This is a genomic window from Sinorhizobium sp. CCBAU 05631 (assembly GCF_002288505.1).
GTDB classification, from domain to species: domain Bacteria; phylum Pseudomonadota; class Alphaproteobacteria; order Rhizobiales; family Rhizobiaceae; genus Sinorhizobium; species Sinorhizobium fredii_C.
Genome location: NZ_CP023063.1, coordinates 2,034,470 through 2,051,807 on the forward strand (window position 1 = coordinate 2,034,470; position 17,338 = coordinate 2,051,807).

Here is a 17,338-nt window from a genome sequence, read left to right on the forward strand (position 1 = left end):
CGTCAGATCTGCTGTGCTCCGGCGATCCGCTCCCAGCGGCTACCGTTTGATTGCGACTGGCGGGCGAAATAATCGTAGGGCGTGCGCGACCAGTCCCTGACAGAGTTGGTCAGATTGTCGAGCACAAGATCTCCTTCACTGGTGCGGACAGTCAGCACCGTATGGCCATCGCCGTGATAACGGGCGACTGTCAGCAACAATGCGGAAGCCGGCCAGCCGCGCTTGAGGAGCTCGCGCTTCTTCAAAATCGCAAAATCCTCGCAATCTCCGTAGGTCGTCGGCACGCGCCAGTCGTCGTCTCTGCCGACATTCGCGCGGTCGCTGCGTTCTTTAATACGAGCGTTGACGGCGCTGTTGACCTGCTGAAGTTCACTGGCCTTGTCTGAGCGAAGGACAACAGCCTTTTGCCCACCATCGGTCCTGCACAACTGCGGTTCGCGCGAGCAGAACGAAGCGAAGGCCGGCGGTGCAAACGCCTTGCCGGCCGTTTTCATGATCGTCCCCGCATCAGCGATCGCCGGGGCAAAAAAAAGCAAAAGGAATGCGGTCTTCGCGATGAAGCGATTCATGAAGTGTTCTCCAACGGCAGGCGTAACGTCCCCCGCGTCCGACGTAGAGATTAAATCAGACGGGTTAATCCGGGGTTGATTAGCCCGGAATAGGGCGATGTTATGGCGACATACTAATAATTCGTAAATTGACCCCAAACATCTTTAAGTAAATCATTGGATTTATTTTCATAGTTATATTTTGCGTGGAGATAAGTAATGAAAAGAATTCATAGATCGATTTTCCATACGTTCTTCCTTCTCTCTACGGCCGCGATAGCATCCGTCGTCGTTACGACGGATGCGAATGCAGTAGAGCGTCGACGTATGACTACTGCGCAATGCAGCCCTTTGACAGAAGACAACTTTGCAGCGTGTTGCGTTGCGATAAATCGCTCGAAAATTCTTACTCCTGCGCAAATCAAAATGTGCCCGCCTCTGTCAACCGCGACCATTGGCAAGAACACGCGCCGAGATGATCGCAGCGACACCGCCAGCCGCGGCAGCGGCAGCGGAGGCTCCGGTGGCTCCGGCTCCGGCGGTAGTGGCTCCGGTAGCGGCGGCTCCGGCGGTGGCGGTGGTTCCGGCGGCAGCGGCGGCTCCGGCGGTGGCGGCTCAGGCGGCGGCTCCGGCGGTGGTGGCGGTAGCTCCGGTGGTGGCGGCGGCTCTGGCGGTGGCTCCGGCGGTAGCGGTGGCTCCGGCGGCGGTGGCAGCTCTGGCGGTGGCTCCGGCGGTAGCGGTGGCTCCGGCGGCGGCGGCTCCGGCGGCGACGGTGGCTCCGGCGGCGGTGGCAGCTCTGGCGGTGGCTCCGGCGGTAGCGGCGGCTCCGGCGGCGGCGGTGGCTCCGGCGGCGGTGGCAGCTCTGGCGGTGGCTCCGGCGGTGGCGGTGGCTCCGGCAGCGGCGGCTCTGGCAGCGGCGGCTCCAGTGGTGGCGATGGCGGCTCCGGCGGCAGCGGCGGCTCCGGTGGTGGTAGCTCCGGCGGTGGCGGTGGCTCCGGCGGTGGCGGCGGCTCCAGTGGTGGCGATGGTGGCTCCGGCGGCGGTGGCTCCGGTGATGGCGGTGGCTCCGGTGGCGGTGGCGGCTCTGGCGGCGGTGGCGGCTCTGGCGGCGGTGACGGCTCTGGCGGCAGCGGCGGCTCCGGCGGCGGTGGCTCCGGTGATGGCGGTGGCTCCGGTGGCGGTGGCGGCTCTGGCGGCGGTGGCGGCTCTGGCGGCGGTGGCGGCTCTGGCGGCGGTGGCGGCTCTGGCGGCGGTGACGGCTCTGGCGGCAGCGGTGGCTCCGGCGGTGGTGGTGGCTCCGGTGATGGCGGTGGCTCCGGCGGCGGTGGCGGCGGTGGCGGATCTGGCGGCAGCGGCGGCTCCAGCGGTGGCGGTGGCTCCGGTGATGGCGGTGGCTCCGGCGGCGGTGGCGGCGGTGGCGGATCTGGCGGAAGCGGCGGCTCCAGCGGTGGCGGTGGCTCCGGTGATGGCGGTGGCTCCGGCGGCGGTGGCGGATCTGGCGGCAGCGGCGGCTCCGGCGGTGGTGGCGGCTCTGGCGGTGGCGGCTCCGGCGGCGGTGGCGGGTCCGGTGGTAGCGGCGGCTCCGGCGGCGGTGGCTCCAGTGGCGGCGGTGGCTCCAGTGGCGGTGGCGGCGGTTCCGGCGGCAGCGGCGGTTCCGGCGGTGGCGGTGGCTCCGGTGGCGGTGGCGGCTCCGGCGGCGGCGGTGGCGGCTCTGGCGGCAGCGGTGGCTCCAGCGGCGGCGGCAGCGATGGCTCCGGTGGCGGTGGCGGCGGTTCCGGCGGCAGCGGCGGTTCCGGCGGTGGCGGTGGCTCCGGTGGCGGTGGCGGCTCCGGCGGCGGCGGTGGCGGCTCTGGCGGCAGCGGTGGCTCCAGCGGCGGCGGCAGCGATGGCTCCGGTGGCGGCGGCAACAATGGAAATGGGAACGGCGGTGGCGACGGGACCCCGGGCAATTCCGGTAAAAGCGACGTCACCCGCTAACGCATTGCGGTTAATGCGCGATCGCATCAAAGTCGTGCAACGCTCGCCTCCGGTAGAGCGCAGCTACCGAGACATACGATCGACAAGGGGCGGGTTCCGGCGGAGCCCGCCCCTTGTTGCTGAGGAAAGTCAGAAACGAAGGCCGCCCGACCTCCGCGAAACCTTTCAGCAACTCCTCGCCAGGATAATGCCCGCGCAATCGAGGACCGAATCGGATGGCCAAGGCAAAATCGCCGCGACGGAAACGCAGCACACGCTCGAAAGGCAGCCGGGGCGGTATGATGCCCTGGTATCTCGCCGCTACGGTTCTTGTCGGGGGCATTATTGGCTATGATAACCGCGAACAACTCCGGGACTGGCTGGACCAAAGCGAAATGACCGCGTTCCTCTCCAAGTCGGAGAAGGCGCCCGAGAAGAGATCAAAGACGACCGTTATCGCCCCGCGTCCGAAGGAGCATGCGGGCACCGTCGCGACAAAATCGGCATTGGTCCCACCGGCACCGGTCGGCAGGCCGATGCAGCAGCCGCCGGCGCAACTCGCCTCCGTTCAAACGGGAAGCAACACTTTTTTCTTCTGCGGCATTCGCCACGATAACTGCGTGATCGACGGCGACACTTTCCTCTTCAACGGAGAAAGAATTCTTATCGCCGATATCGACGCGCCTGAGACGAAGCTCGCGAAGTGCGACGCGGAGCGGTCGCGCGGTTCCTATGCCAAGGCACGACTGCGTGAAGTACTGAACGCCGGGGAATTCACACTGGTCGCTTCATCGGGCGGATTCGCCGACGAGGAGGCGGGCAAGCCCCGCGTCGTCATGAGAGGCGGCAGGTCGCTGGGAGACCTCCTCCTTTCCGAGGGGCTGGTGAGAAAGCGCACCAGCCGGCCGGCAAGCTGGTGCGGCCAGGCTCCGCGCGCCTCCGGCTAAACCCATCAACCGTACCGCAGGTGATCGGCGAGCACTTCGGCAATCACGCGCCGCGACTTTTCGACTTCGAGACGATCGGTGCCCGGCATCTCGGCTGCAACGATCATGGCCTTCCACAGGGTCCAGCCGCGGCCGCGCGCCCAGGTTCCCCGGTCGAGAGGAAGTGCCGCACGAAACGCCTCGCGGCTATCGCCGCTGAACATCGTCCAGGCAATCGAGAGATCGCAGGCGGGATCGCCGACGCCGGACGTGCCGAAATCGATGACGGCGGTGAGACAGCCGCCTTCGACGAGCAGGTTGCCGGAACTGACATCGCCATGGAACCAGACCGGGTTTCCCGTCCAGCTGGCGGCAAGCGCCGCCTCCCAGACAGAGCGCGCCGCATTTGTGTCGATTTGACCTTCAAGTGCATCGAGAGCCCAGCGCGTTTCGTGGTCGTAGACGGTCAGCGGACCGCCCCGGAAGAAATTGTGCTGCCCCGGTGACGGCCCTCCATCGGCGTCGATCCGCTGCAGGGCGGCGAGAAATTCGCCGAGCGTCGCCGCGAAGGCCGGCAGATCGGCGATCGGAGCATGCGTGGCGATCTCGCCATAGCGCCATCGATAGACGGACCAAGGCCAGGGATAACCTTCGCCCGGCCGCCCCATCGCGACGGGCGCCGGAATCGGCAGCGGCAGGTGCGCTGCCAGCTGCGGCAGCCAGCGCTGTTCCTTCTCGACCTGCAGCGCATAGGACGCGGCACTCGGCAGACGAACGGAGAGATCATCGCCAAGATGAAAGGTCCGGTTGTCCCAGCCGCCATGCCGGACCGGTCGCACCGGCAGGTCCGCCCACTGCGGAAACTGAGCCGCGATCAGCCGCCTGACAAGGGAGCTGTCGATTTCGATGCTTTCGGAGGCGTTGACCATCGGCACTCGTTGTTACCTCGGGCAGTCAGGTTGCATTGGCAGCGATCGATTTGCAACCCAAGGCTATCCCTCCCCGCGCATCGTTTCCTTTTGCGTAATCAGGCGCGCGCTGTGCTGACCGCTCAGATAGATCCACAACCAGCTCCAGGCCACGGCGAAACGGCTGCGGGTGCCGATCAGGAAGTAGATGTGAGCGATGCCCCAGATCCACCAGGCAAGGCCGCCTTTGAGCTTTATCCTGCCGAAGTCGATGATTGCGGCCCGCTTGCCGATCGTGGCTAGGCTTCCCTGGTGGCGGTAGCGGAAAGGGCCCGGAGAAGGCCGGCCGGTGAGACGGGCGCGGATCACCCGGGCCACATAGGCGCCCTGCTGCTTGGCAGCGGGCGCAATGCCCGGCACCGGCATACCATTCTCCTGCTTGACCGCGGCGGTGTCGCCGATCACGAAGGCGTCCGCGTTGCCCGGTGCGGTGAGGTCAGGATCAACCATCGCCCGGCCCGCACGATCCGCCTCGATCCCGAGCCACTGGGCGGCTGGAGACGCCTGAACGCCCGCCGCCCAGACGAGCGTGCAGCTTGGCACGAAACTGTCGCCGATCTTGACCCCGTCCGCCGTACAGTCCGTCACCGGCGTTCCGGTGCGCACCTCGACGCCGAGCTTCGCGAGTGCGGCCATAGCATAGGCGGAAAGCTCTTCCGCGAAGGCCGGCAGGATGCGCGGCCCCGCCTCGACGAGGACCACGCGGGCCTGACGCGTATCGATGCGGCGGAACTCGTCCGGCAAGGTTCGGTGCGCCATTTCGGCAATGATACCGGCAAGTTCCACGCCTGTCGGACCGGCACCGATGATCGTGAAGGTCAACAGTGCATCGCGCCTCGCAGGGTCGTCCTCGACTTCCGCCTGCTCGAATGCGAGCAGCACGCGTCGGCGAATGGTCGTCGCATCCTCGAGCGTCTTCAGCCCGGGTGCGACCGCGGCCCATTCGTCATGGCCGAAATAGGCGTGGGTCGCGCCGGTCGCGAGCACCAGCGTGTCGTAGTGGATGGCCTGGCTCCTCGACAGCCGCACGGCCCTCGCCGCCCTGTCGATGCCCTGCACCTCGCCGAGCAGGGTCGTAACCTCCGGTCGATCGCGGTAGAGATGACGGATCGGCCAGGCAATCTCGGAGGTCGCAAGAATGGTGGTCGCGACCTGGTAGAGCAGCGGCTGAAAGAGATGGTGGTTGCGCCGATCGATGAGCGTGATGCGGACCGGCGCGCCCTTGAGGTCATGCACCAGTTGCAACCCGCCGAAGCCACCGCCCACGACCACCACGTGATGTCTTTCCTGCATCGTCGCTGCCTCGTTCGCTGGGTAAATCCAAAATTACACCGGCGCTTCCGACACGCCATGCCCGCGCCGCAGCATCCTACTCAGCGTAACGGACCGGAACCGCCGTGCCGCTTTTCAGCACTTCCATGGAGATCGAGGCGGTAACGTCGAAAAGCTCCACCTTTCGGACGATCTGCTTGTAGACCATGTCATATTGCTCGACCCGCGGCAGGACAACCTTGACGATGTAATCGTAGTTGCCGGTCAACCGGTGCGCCTCGACGATTTCGGGAATGTCGCTGATTGCGCGCCGGAACGTCTCAATCCACTCATCGGAGTGATGCGCAGTCTTGATGAGCGCGAAGACCGTCGTGGGCACGCCCATCTTCTCGCGATCGAGAACGACGATGCGCCTGGACACATAGCCGGCCTCTTCCAGCCGCGCAATGCGGCGCGAGCAAGCGGATAAGGAAAGGTTTACCCGCTCGGCGAGATCACCCATCGCAACGCTCGCATCTTCCTGCAGAAGCGTGAGCAGCTTTCGGTCCCTCTCATCCAGCACGCCCTTTACTCCTCACTCTATGCCACAACGACGCCTGAAACTTGCATGAACTGAAGAAATGACGCAAAAACCTATTGATGATTCTCTTTTAGATAGCCCTCAAAGCAAACAAATCCAACCCGAGTCGCGCCATAATCTTACGGCTGGATCGAGATAGGAAAGTGGCAACGCGCCCTTTCGGCTTCAGTTCCAGCAATTGGATGCAAAAAGGGAGCGAGTTGATGGAAATGCGCAAGATCGGCCTCATCGGCGGCATGAGCTTCGAAAGTTCGGCGGTCTATTACCGGATGGTCAACGAGGCGGTTCGCGAGCGGCTGGGCGCGTTGCATTCGGCCGAGGTGCTGCTCCATTCCGTCGACTTCCAGAAAATCGTCGACCTGCAGAAGGCCGGCCGCTGGGACGCGGCCGCCCGGCGCCTGTCCGAGGTCGCGCGCGCACTTCAATCCGGCGGAGCCGACTGCGTGCTGATCTGCACCAACACCATGCACCTGATCGCCGACGCGGTTGCCGCTTCCGTCGAGATCCCGCTGATCAACATCATCGACGAGACCGCACTTCGTCTCAAGGCCGCCGGGAGTCGCCGGCCGCTGCTGCTCGCCACCCGCTACACGATGGAGCACGGCTTCTATGCCGAGCGGATGAAGGCGCACGGCATCGACGTGGTCGTGCCGGATGCAGACGGACGTACGCTGACCCACGGAGTGATTTTCGACGAACTCTGCGCTGGCAAGGTGCTGGACACGTCGCGTCAAGCGCTGGTGGCGCTGATCGAGAAGGCAAAGGCGGATGGCGCCGACGCCGTCATCCTCGGCTGCACCGAGATCTGCCTGATCCTTGATCCGGCAAACCTGCCCTTGCCCGGCTTCGATTCCACAGCCATCCACGCCGCAGCCGCCGTCGAGTTCTCGCTGAACTCGCGGAATGTGAGCCGCGCCGCCTGAGCCTCGGTGCCGCCTAGATGGCGGCGTCATACTCCGCCCGCGCGTTGCGGATCGCCTCGTGATTTTCGAGTGACCAGTCGACGAACGGCCTCAAAATCGTCAGAAACGATCGGCCGAGATCGGTGAGGCCGTATTCCACGCTCGGCGGCTGTGTCGGATAGACGGTGCGGCTCAAATAGCCGTCACGCTGTAGATCGCGCAGCGTCTGCGTCAGCATCCGCTGGGAAATGTCCGGGATCAGCCGGCGCAGTTGCGAAAAGCGCAGCGGGCCGTCGGCGAGCGACAGGATCATCAGCGAATTCCATTTGCCGCCGATATTGTCCATCACATCCCGCACCGGGCAGTCGTCGATGTCGAGCGGCACGCCGCCGACTAGGGCGACGCGCTTCCCCTTCACCTTGCCGGTCGCCTTGTTCATGGCGGTACCCTTTCCGTAACCTTCGCAGAAAAAACTGCCTCCTTTACAGCTCTTAGCAGATTACGGGATAAGAGCAACTCTCAAAAAGAGACCAGCATTCGACATCGGCCGGTCGAGGCATTGCGGAGCTGGAAAGCAAAGTGAAAGGAAGATCATGTCCCAGAGATTGCTCGTAACCGGCGCTGCAGGTCAGCTCGGCAAACTCGTCCTCGATGCGCTTCTCGCCTCCGGCAAGACGAAGCCCGCCGACATCATCGCCACCAGCCGCGATACCGCCAAGCTCGCCGATTACGCCGCCAAGGGCGTAGAGACCCGCGCCGCCAATTTCGACGACCCGGCCTCACTCGAAAAGGCCTTTGCCGGCGCCGACCGGATCCTCATCATCTCGACCGACACGCTTGACGAGCCGGGCAAGCGGCTGAAGCAGCATCTCGCCGCCGTCGAAGCCGCCAGGAAGGCAGGCGTCAAGCACATCCTCTACACGTCCATGCCCAACCCTGAAACCTCGGTCATTCCCTTTGCCGCCGACCATCTCGGCACCGAAGACGCCATCAAGGCAAGCGGCATTCCCTATACGATCCTGCGCAATGCCTGGTACATGGAAAACCTGTTCCTGGCGCTGCCGCATGCGCTTCAGACGGGCCAATGGTTCTCGTCGGCGGGTGAAGGCCGGATCTCGCATGTGGCGCGCGACGATCTCGCCAAGGCCGCTGCCGCCGCGCTGGAAGCAGCTTCGACGGAAAGCCGCATTTATACGCTAACCGGAACAGAGGCGATGACGACCGCAGAGATCGCCGGCCTCGTCGCCGAAGCCACCGGCAAGCCGCTCGAGGTCGTCCAGATTTCCGACGAGGCTCTGGCGGGCGGGCTCAAGGGAGCCGGGCTGCCGGACTTCTTCGTGCCGATCCTCGTCTCCTTCGACACCAATACGCGCGAAGGTCATTTCGACCTGGTGACCGATGACGTCGCCATCTTGACCGGCAGAACCCCGGTCGGGCTGCCGGCCTTCCTCGCAGCAAACAAGGCTGCGCTCGTTCAGTAGCATCGCCGCGATGGCGATCGGCCCGGCGTCCCGAGCCGGGCCCTCCATGCCCAGCCCGTCGTCAGTCTTTGCTCGAAGCCCGCATCCGCCACCCTCTCGCCGCAGCGCGGCATTATCATGAGGTCCGGTTTGGATTGGGAGTAAGGACGATGACGGCGCCGGTCGACTTCTGGTTCTCGATAGGAAGCCCCTACACATTTCTCGCAGTGATGCGGCTATCAGAAGTCGCCGAAAAAGCCGGCGTCGAGGTTCGCTGGAGGCCCTTCGACGTTTCCGAAATCCAGGCCGAGGCGAATGACGGCCCTTTCGCCGGCAAACCGCTCAAGGCAGCCTATATGTGGCGCGACATCGAACGGCGGGCCGCTAAGTTCGGCTTGCCGCTGCGATTTCCGATCCCCTATCCGCTCGCCGACCTCGCAGCAGCAAACCGCGTGGCGGTGCTCGCCGCCCAGGAAGGCTGGTGCCCCGCCTATGCCATCGCCGTCTACCGGCGCTGGTTCGTCGACCGCGAGCCGGCCGGGAGCGAGCCAAACCTCTCGGCGAGCATCAAGGAAGCGGGGCAAGACCCTGCTCGCGTGCTGGAGGAGGCGAGCACACGGGCGGTCGCCGAGGCGCTAGACGCCGCCACTCAGGAGGCGAAGGAGATCGGCATCTTCGGTACGCCCTCCTTCGTGGCGGATGGCGAGCTGTTTTGGGGTCACGATCGGCTGGAAGACGCCATCGAATGGCAGCACAATCTGGACCAGGGGAATCCGGGGTGAACGCTTAAGCCGCCCGCTGCCCTTCCTTCGCATCAGCGGGCGTTGCAATTGGCTTGCGCACCAGCTTGCCCTCTTCGGCCTTGTAGAAGAACTGGCTGGCGACCAGCCAGCCTTTCAGCGGCCTTAGCGGCGGAATACAGGTCAACAGCATGAAGGGCCCGGTGACGAGCAGATGCACCCAAAGCGGCGCACTGTATTGCACTTCCAGCCAGACGCCGAGAAACACGCTCGGCACGCAGGCAAAGCAAATGACGAAGAAGGCGGGGCCGTCGGCAGGGTCGGCGAAGGAATAGTCGAGGCCGCAGACCTCGCATTCTGGCCGGAGCTTCAAAAATCCCTGGAACAGATGCCCCTGCCCGCAGCGCGGGCAGCGGCCACGGAGGCCCGTATGGAGCGGCGACAGGGGCGGCCACTCATTGGTTGAAGACATCATTCTTCCTTTCCAAGATTCTCTTCGGGCGCGTGGGCAAACCGCCAATGGAGACCGACGTTCCACAGCGCATACATAGCATACACTCCTGGTATTGTATGCATCCGCATCTGCGACAATTCGGCCCGCTTACGACGAAAGGCGCGCCACGAGAAAAACGCAGTGCGTCCTCAGACGACGAGATTGAGCGCCGCGGGCGATTGTGCGAGAAGTTCGGAAATGACGTCGAGGCTTCGCTGCAGATCAGCCTGCGTCTCCGGCGCGCCAAGGCCGAGACGCACCGCCTCCGGTGGCTCCAAAAGCGCGAAGGCATCGCTCGCAACGATACCGATACCCGCCGCCCTGAGCCGGGCGGCAAACTCGCCGCGGCTCCAATGGGGCGGCAATCTCAGCCACAGATGAAAGCCCTCGCGGTCGTTGAGAACATCGGCGCCCGGCAGGCTGACGGAAACCATCTTCTGGCGCCGCCCCGCCTCGCTTCGTATGGCGGACAGCACCGCTTTCGCCGTCCCCTCCTCGATCCAACGCGTAGCAACCGCCGCAGAAAGCGGCGAGGCCATTCCGGCCGTCGCCCGAATGGCGCTCTCCAGGCGACCGGCCGCTATCGGATTCGGCACGACCAGATAGGCGATCCGCAGGGCCGGCGAGAGACATTTGGCAAGCCCCGCCACATGATAGACGAGGTCGGGTGCGAGCGCCGCAAGCGGCGGCACCGGCGTTGCGGGCAATGCCCCATAGGCGTCGTCCTCGACGATGGCGACGCCGTGTCTGCGCGCAATGGCGACGATCGCCTCGCGCCTTTTCAACGGCAGCGTAGCGGTTGTTGGATTGTGCAGTGTCGGATTGCAATAGAGAGCCTTGGGCCGCTGCTCGCGGCACACGGCCTCGAAGGCCTCCGGTACGAGGCCCTCTTCGTCCATGTCAACGCCCAGAACCTCGATGCCGAGATAGGCCGCCACGGAACGAAGACCTGGATAGGTGAGCGCCTCGGCACAGATCATGTCGCCCTTCGCCACCAGTAGGCCAAGGACGGCAAGCAGCGCGCCTTGCGCCCCGGGGCAAACCAGCACCCGCTCCGGCGACACCTCGCCGAGCCGCGGCTTCAGCCAAGCCGTCCCCGCCGCCCGGTCTTCCCGGGCACCACCGACGGGTTGATAGCGCATCAGCAGAGCGACACCCTGCTCGTGCTGCACGTCGGCGATATCGCGCCACATTCGTTCCGCAAGCGCCGGATCATCGAAAAGCGGCGGCAGGTTCATGCTCATGTCGACGAGTCCGCCCGGAGACGAACGGCCCGTGCCTCTCGGCCGCGCCCGCACATAGGTCCCTTGCCCCACGCGGCCTTCGATCAAACCGCGACGCCTTGCCTCGTTATAGGCGCGGCTCACCGTCGTGAAATCGATGCCAAGGGCGGCCGCGAGCGCCCGCTGCGGCGGCAAGCGTGTCCCGGCCGCCAGCCGCCCCGCCGCGCTGTCGGCAGCGATCTGGTCGGCGATGTCGAGGTAGAGCGGCCCCCGGGCCTTGCCGAGCACCGGCACCCATGAAAGACCCTCGCGGTTTCCACCCATGCAAACCTCCGTCGTAATGTATGGATATTGCATGGAAGCGCTTGTTGGGCAAGCACGCGGTTATCGGCACCCAAGCGGATAAATCCGCGGGCCTCGAACTCGTTACGATGCGGTGGACCGCTTACAGGGCTTCCCCGCAGGCGCGGCGGAAGCGGCGCACGGTCTCGGCCATGCCGTATTGCAGCGCGTCGGCCGTCAGGCCGTGGCCGATCGACACCTCGGCAAGCGCCGGGATATGCTTGGCGAGCCGCGGCAGGTTGGCGACGGTCAGGTCGTGCCCCGCATTGACGGCGAGGCCGAGATCGATTGCGATCGCGGCCGTGCGGCCGAGCTCGCCGGCGATCCGCTCGGCCTTCTCCGGATCGTCGTGGCAGCCGCCGTAGGGCCCTGTATAGAGTTCGATGCGGTCCGCCCCGGTCTCCTTGGCGATTTTCAGCGCTTCGGCGTCCGGATCCCCATCGGCAAACAGCGACACGCGGAAGCCCTTCTTCTTGAGACGCCCGACGACCTTGCCGAGCAGAGCCTGGTTCTCGCGAAAGTCCCAGCCGTGGTCGGAAGTCGCCTGCGCGGGATCATCAGGCACCAGCGTCACCTGTTCCGGTTCGTGTCGCTCGACGAGTTGCAGGAACTCCTCGTTGGGATAGCCTTCCATGTTGAACTCCGCGCCCGCGAATTCGTCGTCGATCAGGTCGCGGATCGGCTGCAGGTCGGAAAAGCGGATGTGCCGCTGGTCGGGACGCGGATGCACGGTCAGTCCGCTCGCCCCCGCCTGAAGCGCGATCCGGCCGAGCCCGGTCACGGAGGGCCATGGAAGATCGCGCCGGTTGCGCAGCATGGCGATGGCATTGAGATTCACGGAGAGCTTTGCGGGCATATTGAAACTTTCAAAGCGACAGCTGGAAGGCGGGTGTCGGCGACCAAACCGATCGTCGCAGTTCTACCGCAGATTTTGCAAGACCGGAAACGGCCTTTGCACGGCTTCGTCGCGAAGTTTTGACACCGCGTAAATATGTTGATATCAACGTTATCAATCGCAGCATTCAAGGAGGAGAGCACCATGACGACGCAGGCCCCACTCGTCCCGGCAACGGAACTCGCCGCAAGGAACCGCGCCCGCTTCCCGAACGAGAGTGCGGAGTATCGTCGGGCACGCAACGCTTTGCTCGCCGAGGAAATCGAACTCCGCCGCCATATCGAACGCGTCGCCGCGCAACGCCGGCAACTGCCGCCGGGTGGCGAAGTGCCACGGACCTACGTTTTCGAAAGTGAGAACGGTCCTGTGACGCTCGACGACCTCTTCGGGGACAAGGACACGCTCATCATCTACAGCTACATGTTCGGCCCGAAGCGCGAAAAGCCCTGCCCCATGTGCACCTCACTCATGGCCGCCTGGGAGGGAAAAGTGCCGGACATCGAACAACGCATCGCTCTGGCGATGGTCGCCCGATCACCGATCGAGCGGCTCCTCGAGGCCAAGAAGGCGCGCGGCTGGACCCAGCTGAAGGTCTATTCCGATAGCGAGGGGAGCTTTACCCGCGATTATGTCAGCGCCGAGGACGCGGACGTCCCCGGCTACACGGTCTTCACCCGCCGGGACGGTACGATCCGGCATTTCTGGAGCGGCGAGATGAGCGGCGAAATGGCCGATCCTGGCCAGGACCCGCGCGATGCACCCGACCCCGATCCGTTGTGGCACCTGCTCGACACGACGCCCGAAGGCCGCGGCGCCGATTGGTATCCGAAGCTTGAATATCGCGGCGCTGAGCGCGGTTAACTTGCACACTCTGCAGCGCCGCGCGTCTTATCAGACGCGCAAAGGTCGCTGTAGCACTTTGAGTTGCTGCATGTCTGTGTCCTTAAATCGAGTCCGATTTAAGGACATATGCAGTAGCATACGGCGGGTCGATTTAATCCGGACATCCGGCCGCGCCGCTCGCGCCTTCGCGAGAGGTACGCGGCCTCGGCCGTTCAGAAAAGCCTCAATTTCGTATTACTAAACCTGACAACCATCGTTCTTTCGGTTTAAATTCCGAATCAGGGTATTGTTGCCCGCTTTTCATTCGACACGGCTTCTTCCGGAGCAATTGATGACGCCAGCCGAAAGGCCCTGCGACGCGGCGATCCGCTCCGCGCTCGGCCGGATTCTCGACAGCAAGAGCTTTCAGCGCTCCGAGCGGCTGCGTGCCTTTCTCACCTATGTCGTCGAGAAGGAGATCGCCGGCGAGGCCGGGCAATTGAAAGGCTATTCGATCGCGGTCGACGTCTTCGGACGCAGCCAGGCTTTCGATGCCGATAGCGATCCGCTCGTGCGCGTTCACGCCGGAAAGCTGCGCAAATTGCTGAAAGGCTTCTATGACGCCGAAGGGGCCGGCGAGGAATGGCAGATCAGCATTCCGAAGGGAACCTACGTGCCGGAGTACCGCCGGCTGCGTGAACCTGCGGCGGAACGCCTTGAGGAGCCGGCCACGAATGCCCGAGATCGCCTTTCCAGGCGCCGCCCAGCATGGCAGCCCTCGCCCTTCTCCTCCCCCTGGGCTGTGCTGACGGTGCTTCCGCTTCTTTTGTTCACGCCGCTGCCGTCACCGAACGTCGCGCTCGACTTCGGTGCAGAAGCCAAGCTCGCAAACGGCCCGATGGCCGCCGTCCGGGGACTTCCGTCGGTAAGTTTCGTCATCGACGGGGAGCATGGCACCGCAGAACATTTCGCCGCGCTGTTGCGCGCAGCCGCGCTGCGTCACAGGACCCTTGCCCCGGCAGAGGTTGCGGGCACTTCACATCCGGCCGGTTCCATGGATTCGGCGCTCGCCTTCTCCGTCAAGGTCGCCTGGCACGACAGTCCCGAGCCCGGCCTTCGGCTCACGCTTTCGCACAATGGCGAGCGCGTGCCGCTCCGCCAGGAGTTCATCGGCGCGCAACAGCTCGCCAATGAATCGGACATCCTCTACAAGACCACCTCGCTCGCAGCGCAGTTTTTCGCTCTCAATGGCGAGATCTACGCCCACGCCGCCACCGAGGGGCTGCAGAGTACATTGATGCGATGCATGGTGACGACGGCGCGCTACAAGAAGCTCCTGACGCGCGAGGCCTTTCAGGAGGCCTGGACATGCCAGCAGGAACTTGCCCCGCTCAAAGGCGATGAACCGCTCTTCATCCTCTCCTCGAAGAAACAGAATGAGCTTTTCAGCCACTGAGCAGCTCGATCGGACTATAATTGCCCGCAACCATCGCCAAGATTTTACCCGCAACTTTGGGGCTGTTCATTTCGACGATTCGCGCCTACCGTGAATTCGTGCATTAGAAAATAAATGCCTGGTTGCTCGTTGGGGCATTGCGCGTTCGAGGAGCGCGCGAAGGAGCTCCCGCCCACCACTGCGGCCCCCGCGCCTCCAAAGCGCCGGGCCGGTGAAGGGCAAGCACATTGGTCTGTAGTAAGTCGTGCCGCGCGCACGATGTGCCCCGAGAGGCAGCCGGTAGTGGCCAGTGCGATTGGCGGATCGCATTCGTCACGGCGCGGAAACGGGGGGCGCGAAAATGCCACAGGATTCTTGGAAGAATGCCGAGGCCGGCATGGCGCCTCGCACCGGCGGCTTTCTGCCGAAGCTGCCTATCCCCTATAGAGGCTCGAACGATCGGCTTGCCATTGCCGAAATGGCAGAGGCTTTCGGCGTGACGCACCGCACCTTGCACTTCTACGAAGAGAAGGGACTGCTGAACGCCGCACGCCTGGGCCCGATGCGGGTCTATGGCGAGAGCCATATCCGCCGCATGGCCGTGATCAACGCATGCCGGGAGATCGACATGCCGGTTGCCGGGATCCAGGACCTGATGGCGGCGCTGGACGCGGCCGGAAGCCAGTCCGAGGCCAACCAAATCTTCGAGACGGCGCTTCGCTCGCGCCGGCGCGAGCTTGCGGCCCAGCAATCGATCCTGCGCCGGCAGATGCAACGCATTGCCGAGCTGCTCGAAAACGGCTCCGGCGGGTCCGCTGATCCGGCATCCGGGGGCGTCCACCTGTCGCCGATCGAGAGCGAATGCCTCGGCCTGATGGCGGAGGGGCACGCCGCCGCCCGCATCGCGCAACTGATGGAGATGGATATCACCGCGGCTCTCGCGCTCGAGTCCGGCATTATCCGCAAATTCGATGCGCAAAATCGCTTCCAGGCGATCGCGAAGGCCGTGCTCGCCGGCATGATCGCGTCGGAATAGCACCGTCGGCACGATTCCGCTCCACCAGGACCCGCCCTCCGAAAGGCCGCAGTCCACAAAGAGTTGTCATCATCCGTCCGTGGCGGTAGTATTTGCGCGCAGTTCCGGACGGCTGCGTCGACAGACTGCATGTTTCGTCAATGAGCTGCTTCTGATCGAACACAAGAGCCTCTCGTAGTTCGGGAGACATACTCAGAAGCTTATTTGCATCCGACGCCAAGTTTGGCGCCTCCGCCGATTCGTATTGCATTCGGACGAATATTTTGGAGGAGAAGATGAGCAAGCCTACTGTAACTTTGATTGTCTTTGGCGCCCTCGCCTTATCCGGGTGCCAGTCCGCTGCGACATCCCAGAGGGGAGGCGTCGGCGAATTCGGCTGTATTGCCGGGACCGTCGGCGGCGCGATCGTCGGCGGCGTGGTCGGCGCGACCATCGGTTCGGGCACCGGCCAGCTCTGGGCCGTCGGCGGCGGTGCCACGCTCGGCAGCGCGGCAGGCAACGCCCTGACCTGCGCCTATTAAAGCGGAATGCGCTCGCTTACATTCCCGGCGCCAGTTCTATTGTTTGTTTTTGCCGCATTTGTGCGACGTCAGGCGATTCCGCCGTGCCGCAAGATGCTGAAGCGGAAGGTCGCCATGCTGCCAAGACTCGCTCTTTCCACGGCGCTCGCGCTTTGCCAGCTCGTGTCGCCCGCACAGGCTCAGTCGGCGGCAATGAACCAGGGTCAGATGGATCGCCTCGACCGTGACCGAAACGGAGCGGTTGACCGCTCCGAATACCAGGCGTTCATGACGATGGCCTTCGCAAGCCTGGACAAGAACAAGGACGGCAGCCTGCGCTCCGACGAGGTGGCGCAGGCACTCACCGCCCAGCAATTTGCCGCCACCGACAAGAACGGCGACGGCAGGGTGAGCCAGACCGAATTCCTGAACAGGGTCATGGCCGATTTCCAGGCAGCCGACCGCAGCGGCGACGGCAACCTGGAATAGCGGCTCGAACGCCGCCTGACAGCTCCCATGGACCGGGGACGTACCGTCCTATGCCTTAATCGCGGTGTCGGGCCGGCGCCAGCGCCATGGTTTGTGCATAGGCCATTGGCGAACGGCTGCCAGGCATGTTCTCGTCGAGAACCAGCGTCTTTACATCATCGGAGCGAACGTCGAGAGCAATGACACGTTCGAGCTTGTCAATCTGCCAAACGGCGTAGCCAAGTTCCGGGACATATCCGCAGTCGCATCCACAATCGCCACCGATGATTTCTCTCGGCTCCGCGGGCAGATACATGATCTGCGGCTTCGGCAGCTTGTAGCAATGTCCCTCATAGGCGTAGCCATAAATCACGCCAATGCTCTTTATGTATTTACTGTCGTCTCCGCGAAAATTTCGCGACGGGATGTTTATCTCGACGGTAAGCTTTAGGACTTCCGCCTGGTTCTCATCAACTAAAGCCAAAACTATCTGCTGCTGAAACAGGTCAATGAGTTTCTTTTGGGCAACACGCCTGATGATGCCGGAGATAAGTTTCTTATCTTCGCTATTTATCTCACGACCTCTCAGTTCCTCTTCGAGAGTGAGGTCGATATTTCCGATTTCCTCGGGCGTAAATATCGATAGAGAGACAGCCGGGCGGCCATAAAGACGCACTTCGCTCGGATTGTAAGCGTCATATTGTGGAGCCTCGAGGCCTTTCGCCTGGTTGCCGACGCCGGGATGATTGCAACAATCGCTCATGTTCCTCTC

General features: G+C 63.8%; 19 protein-coding genes. 10 read left to right on the forward strand and 9 right to left on the reverse strand.

Annotated features, from left to right (window positions below):
- Positions 1 to 2 precede the first annotated feature (2 nt).
- A complete protein-coding gene (locus SS05631_RS10040; RefSeq protein WP_037423292.1) occupies positions 3 to 569 on the reverse strand; it encodes a transglutaminase-like cysteine peptidase in 567 nt (188 codons plus the stop codon).
- Positions 570 to 1,071: 502 nt separating this feature from the next.
- On the opposite strand from SS05631_RS10040, the gene SS05631_RS32635 reads away from it, so the two are divergent.
- Together SS05631_RS32635 and SS05631_RS10050 are read left to right on the forward strand one after the other, a co-directional pair.
- Entirely contained in the window at positions 1,072 to 2,859 is a 1,788-nt protein-coding gene (locus SS05631_RS32635; protein ID WP_157747992.1) for a hypothetical protein, read from the forward strand.
- The gene (locus SS05631_RS10050; protein ID WP_037415798.1) at positions 2,741 to 3,451 is read left to right on the forward strand and encodes a thermonuclease family protein; all 711 of its coding nucleotides are present in this window, start codon (positions 2,741 to 2,743) and stop codon (positions 3,449 to 3,451) included. Before SS05631_RS32635 ends, SS05631_RS10050 begins: the two co-directional genes overlap by 119 nt.
- A 5-nt stretch (positions 3,452 to 3,456) precedes the next feature.
- On the opposite strand, the gene SS05631_RS10055 is transcribed toward SS05631_RS10050, so the two are convergent.
- From SS05631_RS10055 to SS05631_RS10065, 3 genes are all read right to left on the reverse strand, one after another.
- On the reverse strand, positions 3,457 to 4,359 hold the full coding sequence (locus SS05631_RS10055) for an aminoglycoside phosphotransferase family protein (RefSeq protein ID WP_037415795.1): 903 nt from the start codon (positions 4,357 to 4,359) through the stop codon (positions 3,457 to 3,459).
- Between the two features lie 63 nt (positions 4,360 to 4,422).
- Positions 4,423 to 5,691, reverse strand: coding sequence for an NAD(P)/FAD-dependent oxidoreductase (locus SS05631_RS10060; protein WP_037415792.1), 1,269 nt, complete (start codon positions 5,689 to 5,691; stop codon positions 4,423 to 4,425).
- A gap of 76 nt (positions 5,692 to 5,767) precedes the next feature.
- Entirely contained in the window at positions 5,768 to 6,232 is a 465-nt protein-coding gene (locus tag SS05631_RS10065; protein ID WP_037415789.1) for an Lrp/AsnC family transcriptional regulator, read from the reverse strand.
- Between the two features lie 221 nt (positions 6,233 to 6,453).
- On the opposite strand from SS05631_RS10065, the gene SS05631_RS10070 reads away from it, so the two are divergent.
- Positions 6,454 to 7,173, forward strand: a complete 720-nt coding sequence (locus tag SS05631_RS10070) for an aspartate/glutamate racemase family protein (RefSeq protein WP_037415785.1) — start codon at positions 6,454 to 6,456, stop codon at positions 7,171 to 7,173.
- Between the two features lie 13 nt (positions 7,174 to 7,186).
- On the opposite strand, the gene SS05631_RS10075 is transcribed toward SS05631_RS10070, so the two are convergent.
- Positions 7,187 to 7,591, reverse strand: a complete 405-nt coding sequence (locus SS05631_RS10075) for a helix-turn-helix domain-containing protein (RefSeq protein ID WP_037415781.1) — start codon at positions 7,589 to 7,591, stop codon at positions 7,187 to 7,189.
- Positions 7,592 to 7,745: 154 nt separating this feature from the next.
- Between SS05631_RS10075 and SS05631_RS10080 the strand changes: the two genes are divergently transcribed.
- Both SS05631_RS10080 and SS05631_RS10085 read left to right on the forward strand, forming a co-directional pair.
- Positions 7,746 to 8,633 (forward strand): SDR family oxidoreductase, encoded by an 888-nt coding sequence (locus tag SS05631_RS10080; RefSeq protein ID WP_037415777.1) that lies wholly within the window; start codon positions 7,746 to 7,748, stop codon positions 8,631 to 8,633.
- 149 nt (positions 8,634 to 8,782) lie between these two features.
- The gene (locus SS05631_RS10085) at positions 8,783 to 9,394 is read left to right on the forward strand and encodes a 2-hydroxychromene-2-carboxylate isomerase (RefSeq protein WP_037415774.1); all 612 of its coding nucleotides are present in this window, start codon (positions 8,783 to 8,785) and stop codon (positions 9,392 to 9,394) included.
- A 4-nt stretch (positions 9,395 to 9,398) separates the two neighbouring features.
- Here SS05631_RS10085 and SS05631_RS10090 read toward each other — a convergent pair whose 3' ends face one another.
- From SS05631_RS10090 to SS05631_RS10100, 3 genes are all read right to left on the reverse strand, one after another.
- Positions 9,399 to 9,824, reverse strand: a complete 426-nt coding sequence (locus tag SS05631_RS10090; protein ID WP_037415801.1) for a DUF983 domain-containing protein — start codon at positions 9,822 to 9,824, stop codon at positions 9,399 to 9,401.
- Between the two features lie 170 nt (positions 9,825 to 9,994).
- Complete coding sequence (locus SS05631_RS10095) at positions 9,995 to 11,392, reverse strand: PLP-dependent aminotransferase family protein (RefSeq protein ID WP_037415771.1); 1,398 nt, start codon at positions 11,390 to 11,392, stop codon at positions 9,995 to 9,997.
- A gap of 121 nt (positions 11,393 to 11,513) precedes the next feature.
- Positions 11,514 to 12,266, reverse strand: coding sequence for a pyridoxine 5'-phosphate synthase (locus tag SS05631_RS10100; RefSeq protein ID WP_095677970.1), 753 nt, complete (start codon positions 12,264 to 12,266; stop codon positions 11,514 to 11,516).
- Between the two features lie 183 nt (positions 12,267 to 12,449).
- Between SS05631_RS10100 and SS05631_RS10105 the strand changes: the two genes are divergently transcribed.
- The 5 genes from SS05631_RS10105 (at position 12,450) to SS05631_RS10130 (ending at position 16,587) form a co-directional block, all read left to right on the forward strand.
- Positions 12,450 to 13,166, forward strand: a complete 717-nt coding sequence (locus tag SS05631_RS10105) for a DUF899 family protein (RefSeq protein ID WP_037415748.1) — start codon at positions 12,450 to 12,452, stop codon at positions 13,164 to 13,166.
- Between the two features lie 313 nt (positions 13,167 to 13,479).
- Positions 13,480 to 14,583: a hypothetical protein gene (locus tag SS05631_RS10115; RefSeq protein ID WP_037415745.1), complete on the forward strand. Its 1,104-nt coding sequence runs from the start codon at positions 13,480 to 13,482 to the stop codon at positions 14,581 to 14,583.
- A gap of 340 nt (positions 14,584 to 14,923) precedes the next feature.
- Entirely contained in the window at positions 14,924 to 15,598 is a 675-nt protein-coding gene (locus SS05631_RS10120; protein WP_037415742.1) for a MerR family transcriptional regulator, read from the forward strand.
- A gap of 275 nt (positions 15,599 to 15,873) precedes the next feature.
- Positions 15,874 to 16,119, forward strand: a complete 246-nt coding sequence (locus SS05631_RS10125; protein ID WP_037415739.1) for a glycine zipper 2TM domain-containing protein — start codon at positions 15,874 to 15,876, stop codon at positions 16,117 to 16,119.
- A 114-nt stretch (positions 16,120 to 16,233) separates the two neighbouring features.
- Positions 16,234 to 16,587 carry an EF-hand domain-containing protein gene (locus SS05631_RS10130; RefSeq protein ID WP_037415758.1) on the forward strand — a complete coding sequence of 118 codons (354 nt, stop codon included), beginning with the start codon at positions 16,234 to 16,236 and terminating at the stop codon, positions 16,585 to 16,587.
- 55 nt (positions 16,588 to 16,642) lie between these two features.
- Here SS05631_RS10130 and SS05631_RS10135 read toward each other — a convergent pair whose 3' ends face one another.
- Complete coding sequence (locus SS05631_RS10135) at positions 16,643 to 17,329, reverse strand: hypothetical protein (RefSeq protein ID WP_037415736.1); 687 nt, start codon at positions 17,327 to 17,329, stop codon at positions 16,643 to 16,645.
- Between the last annotated feature and the right edge of the window lie 9 nt (positions 17,330 to 17,338).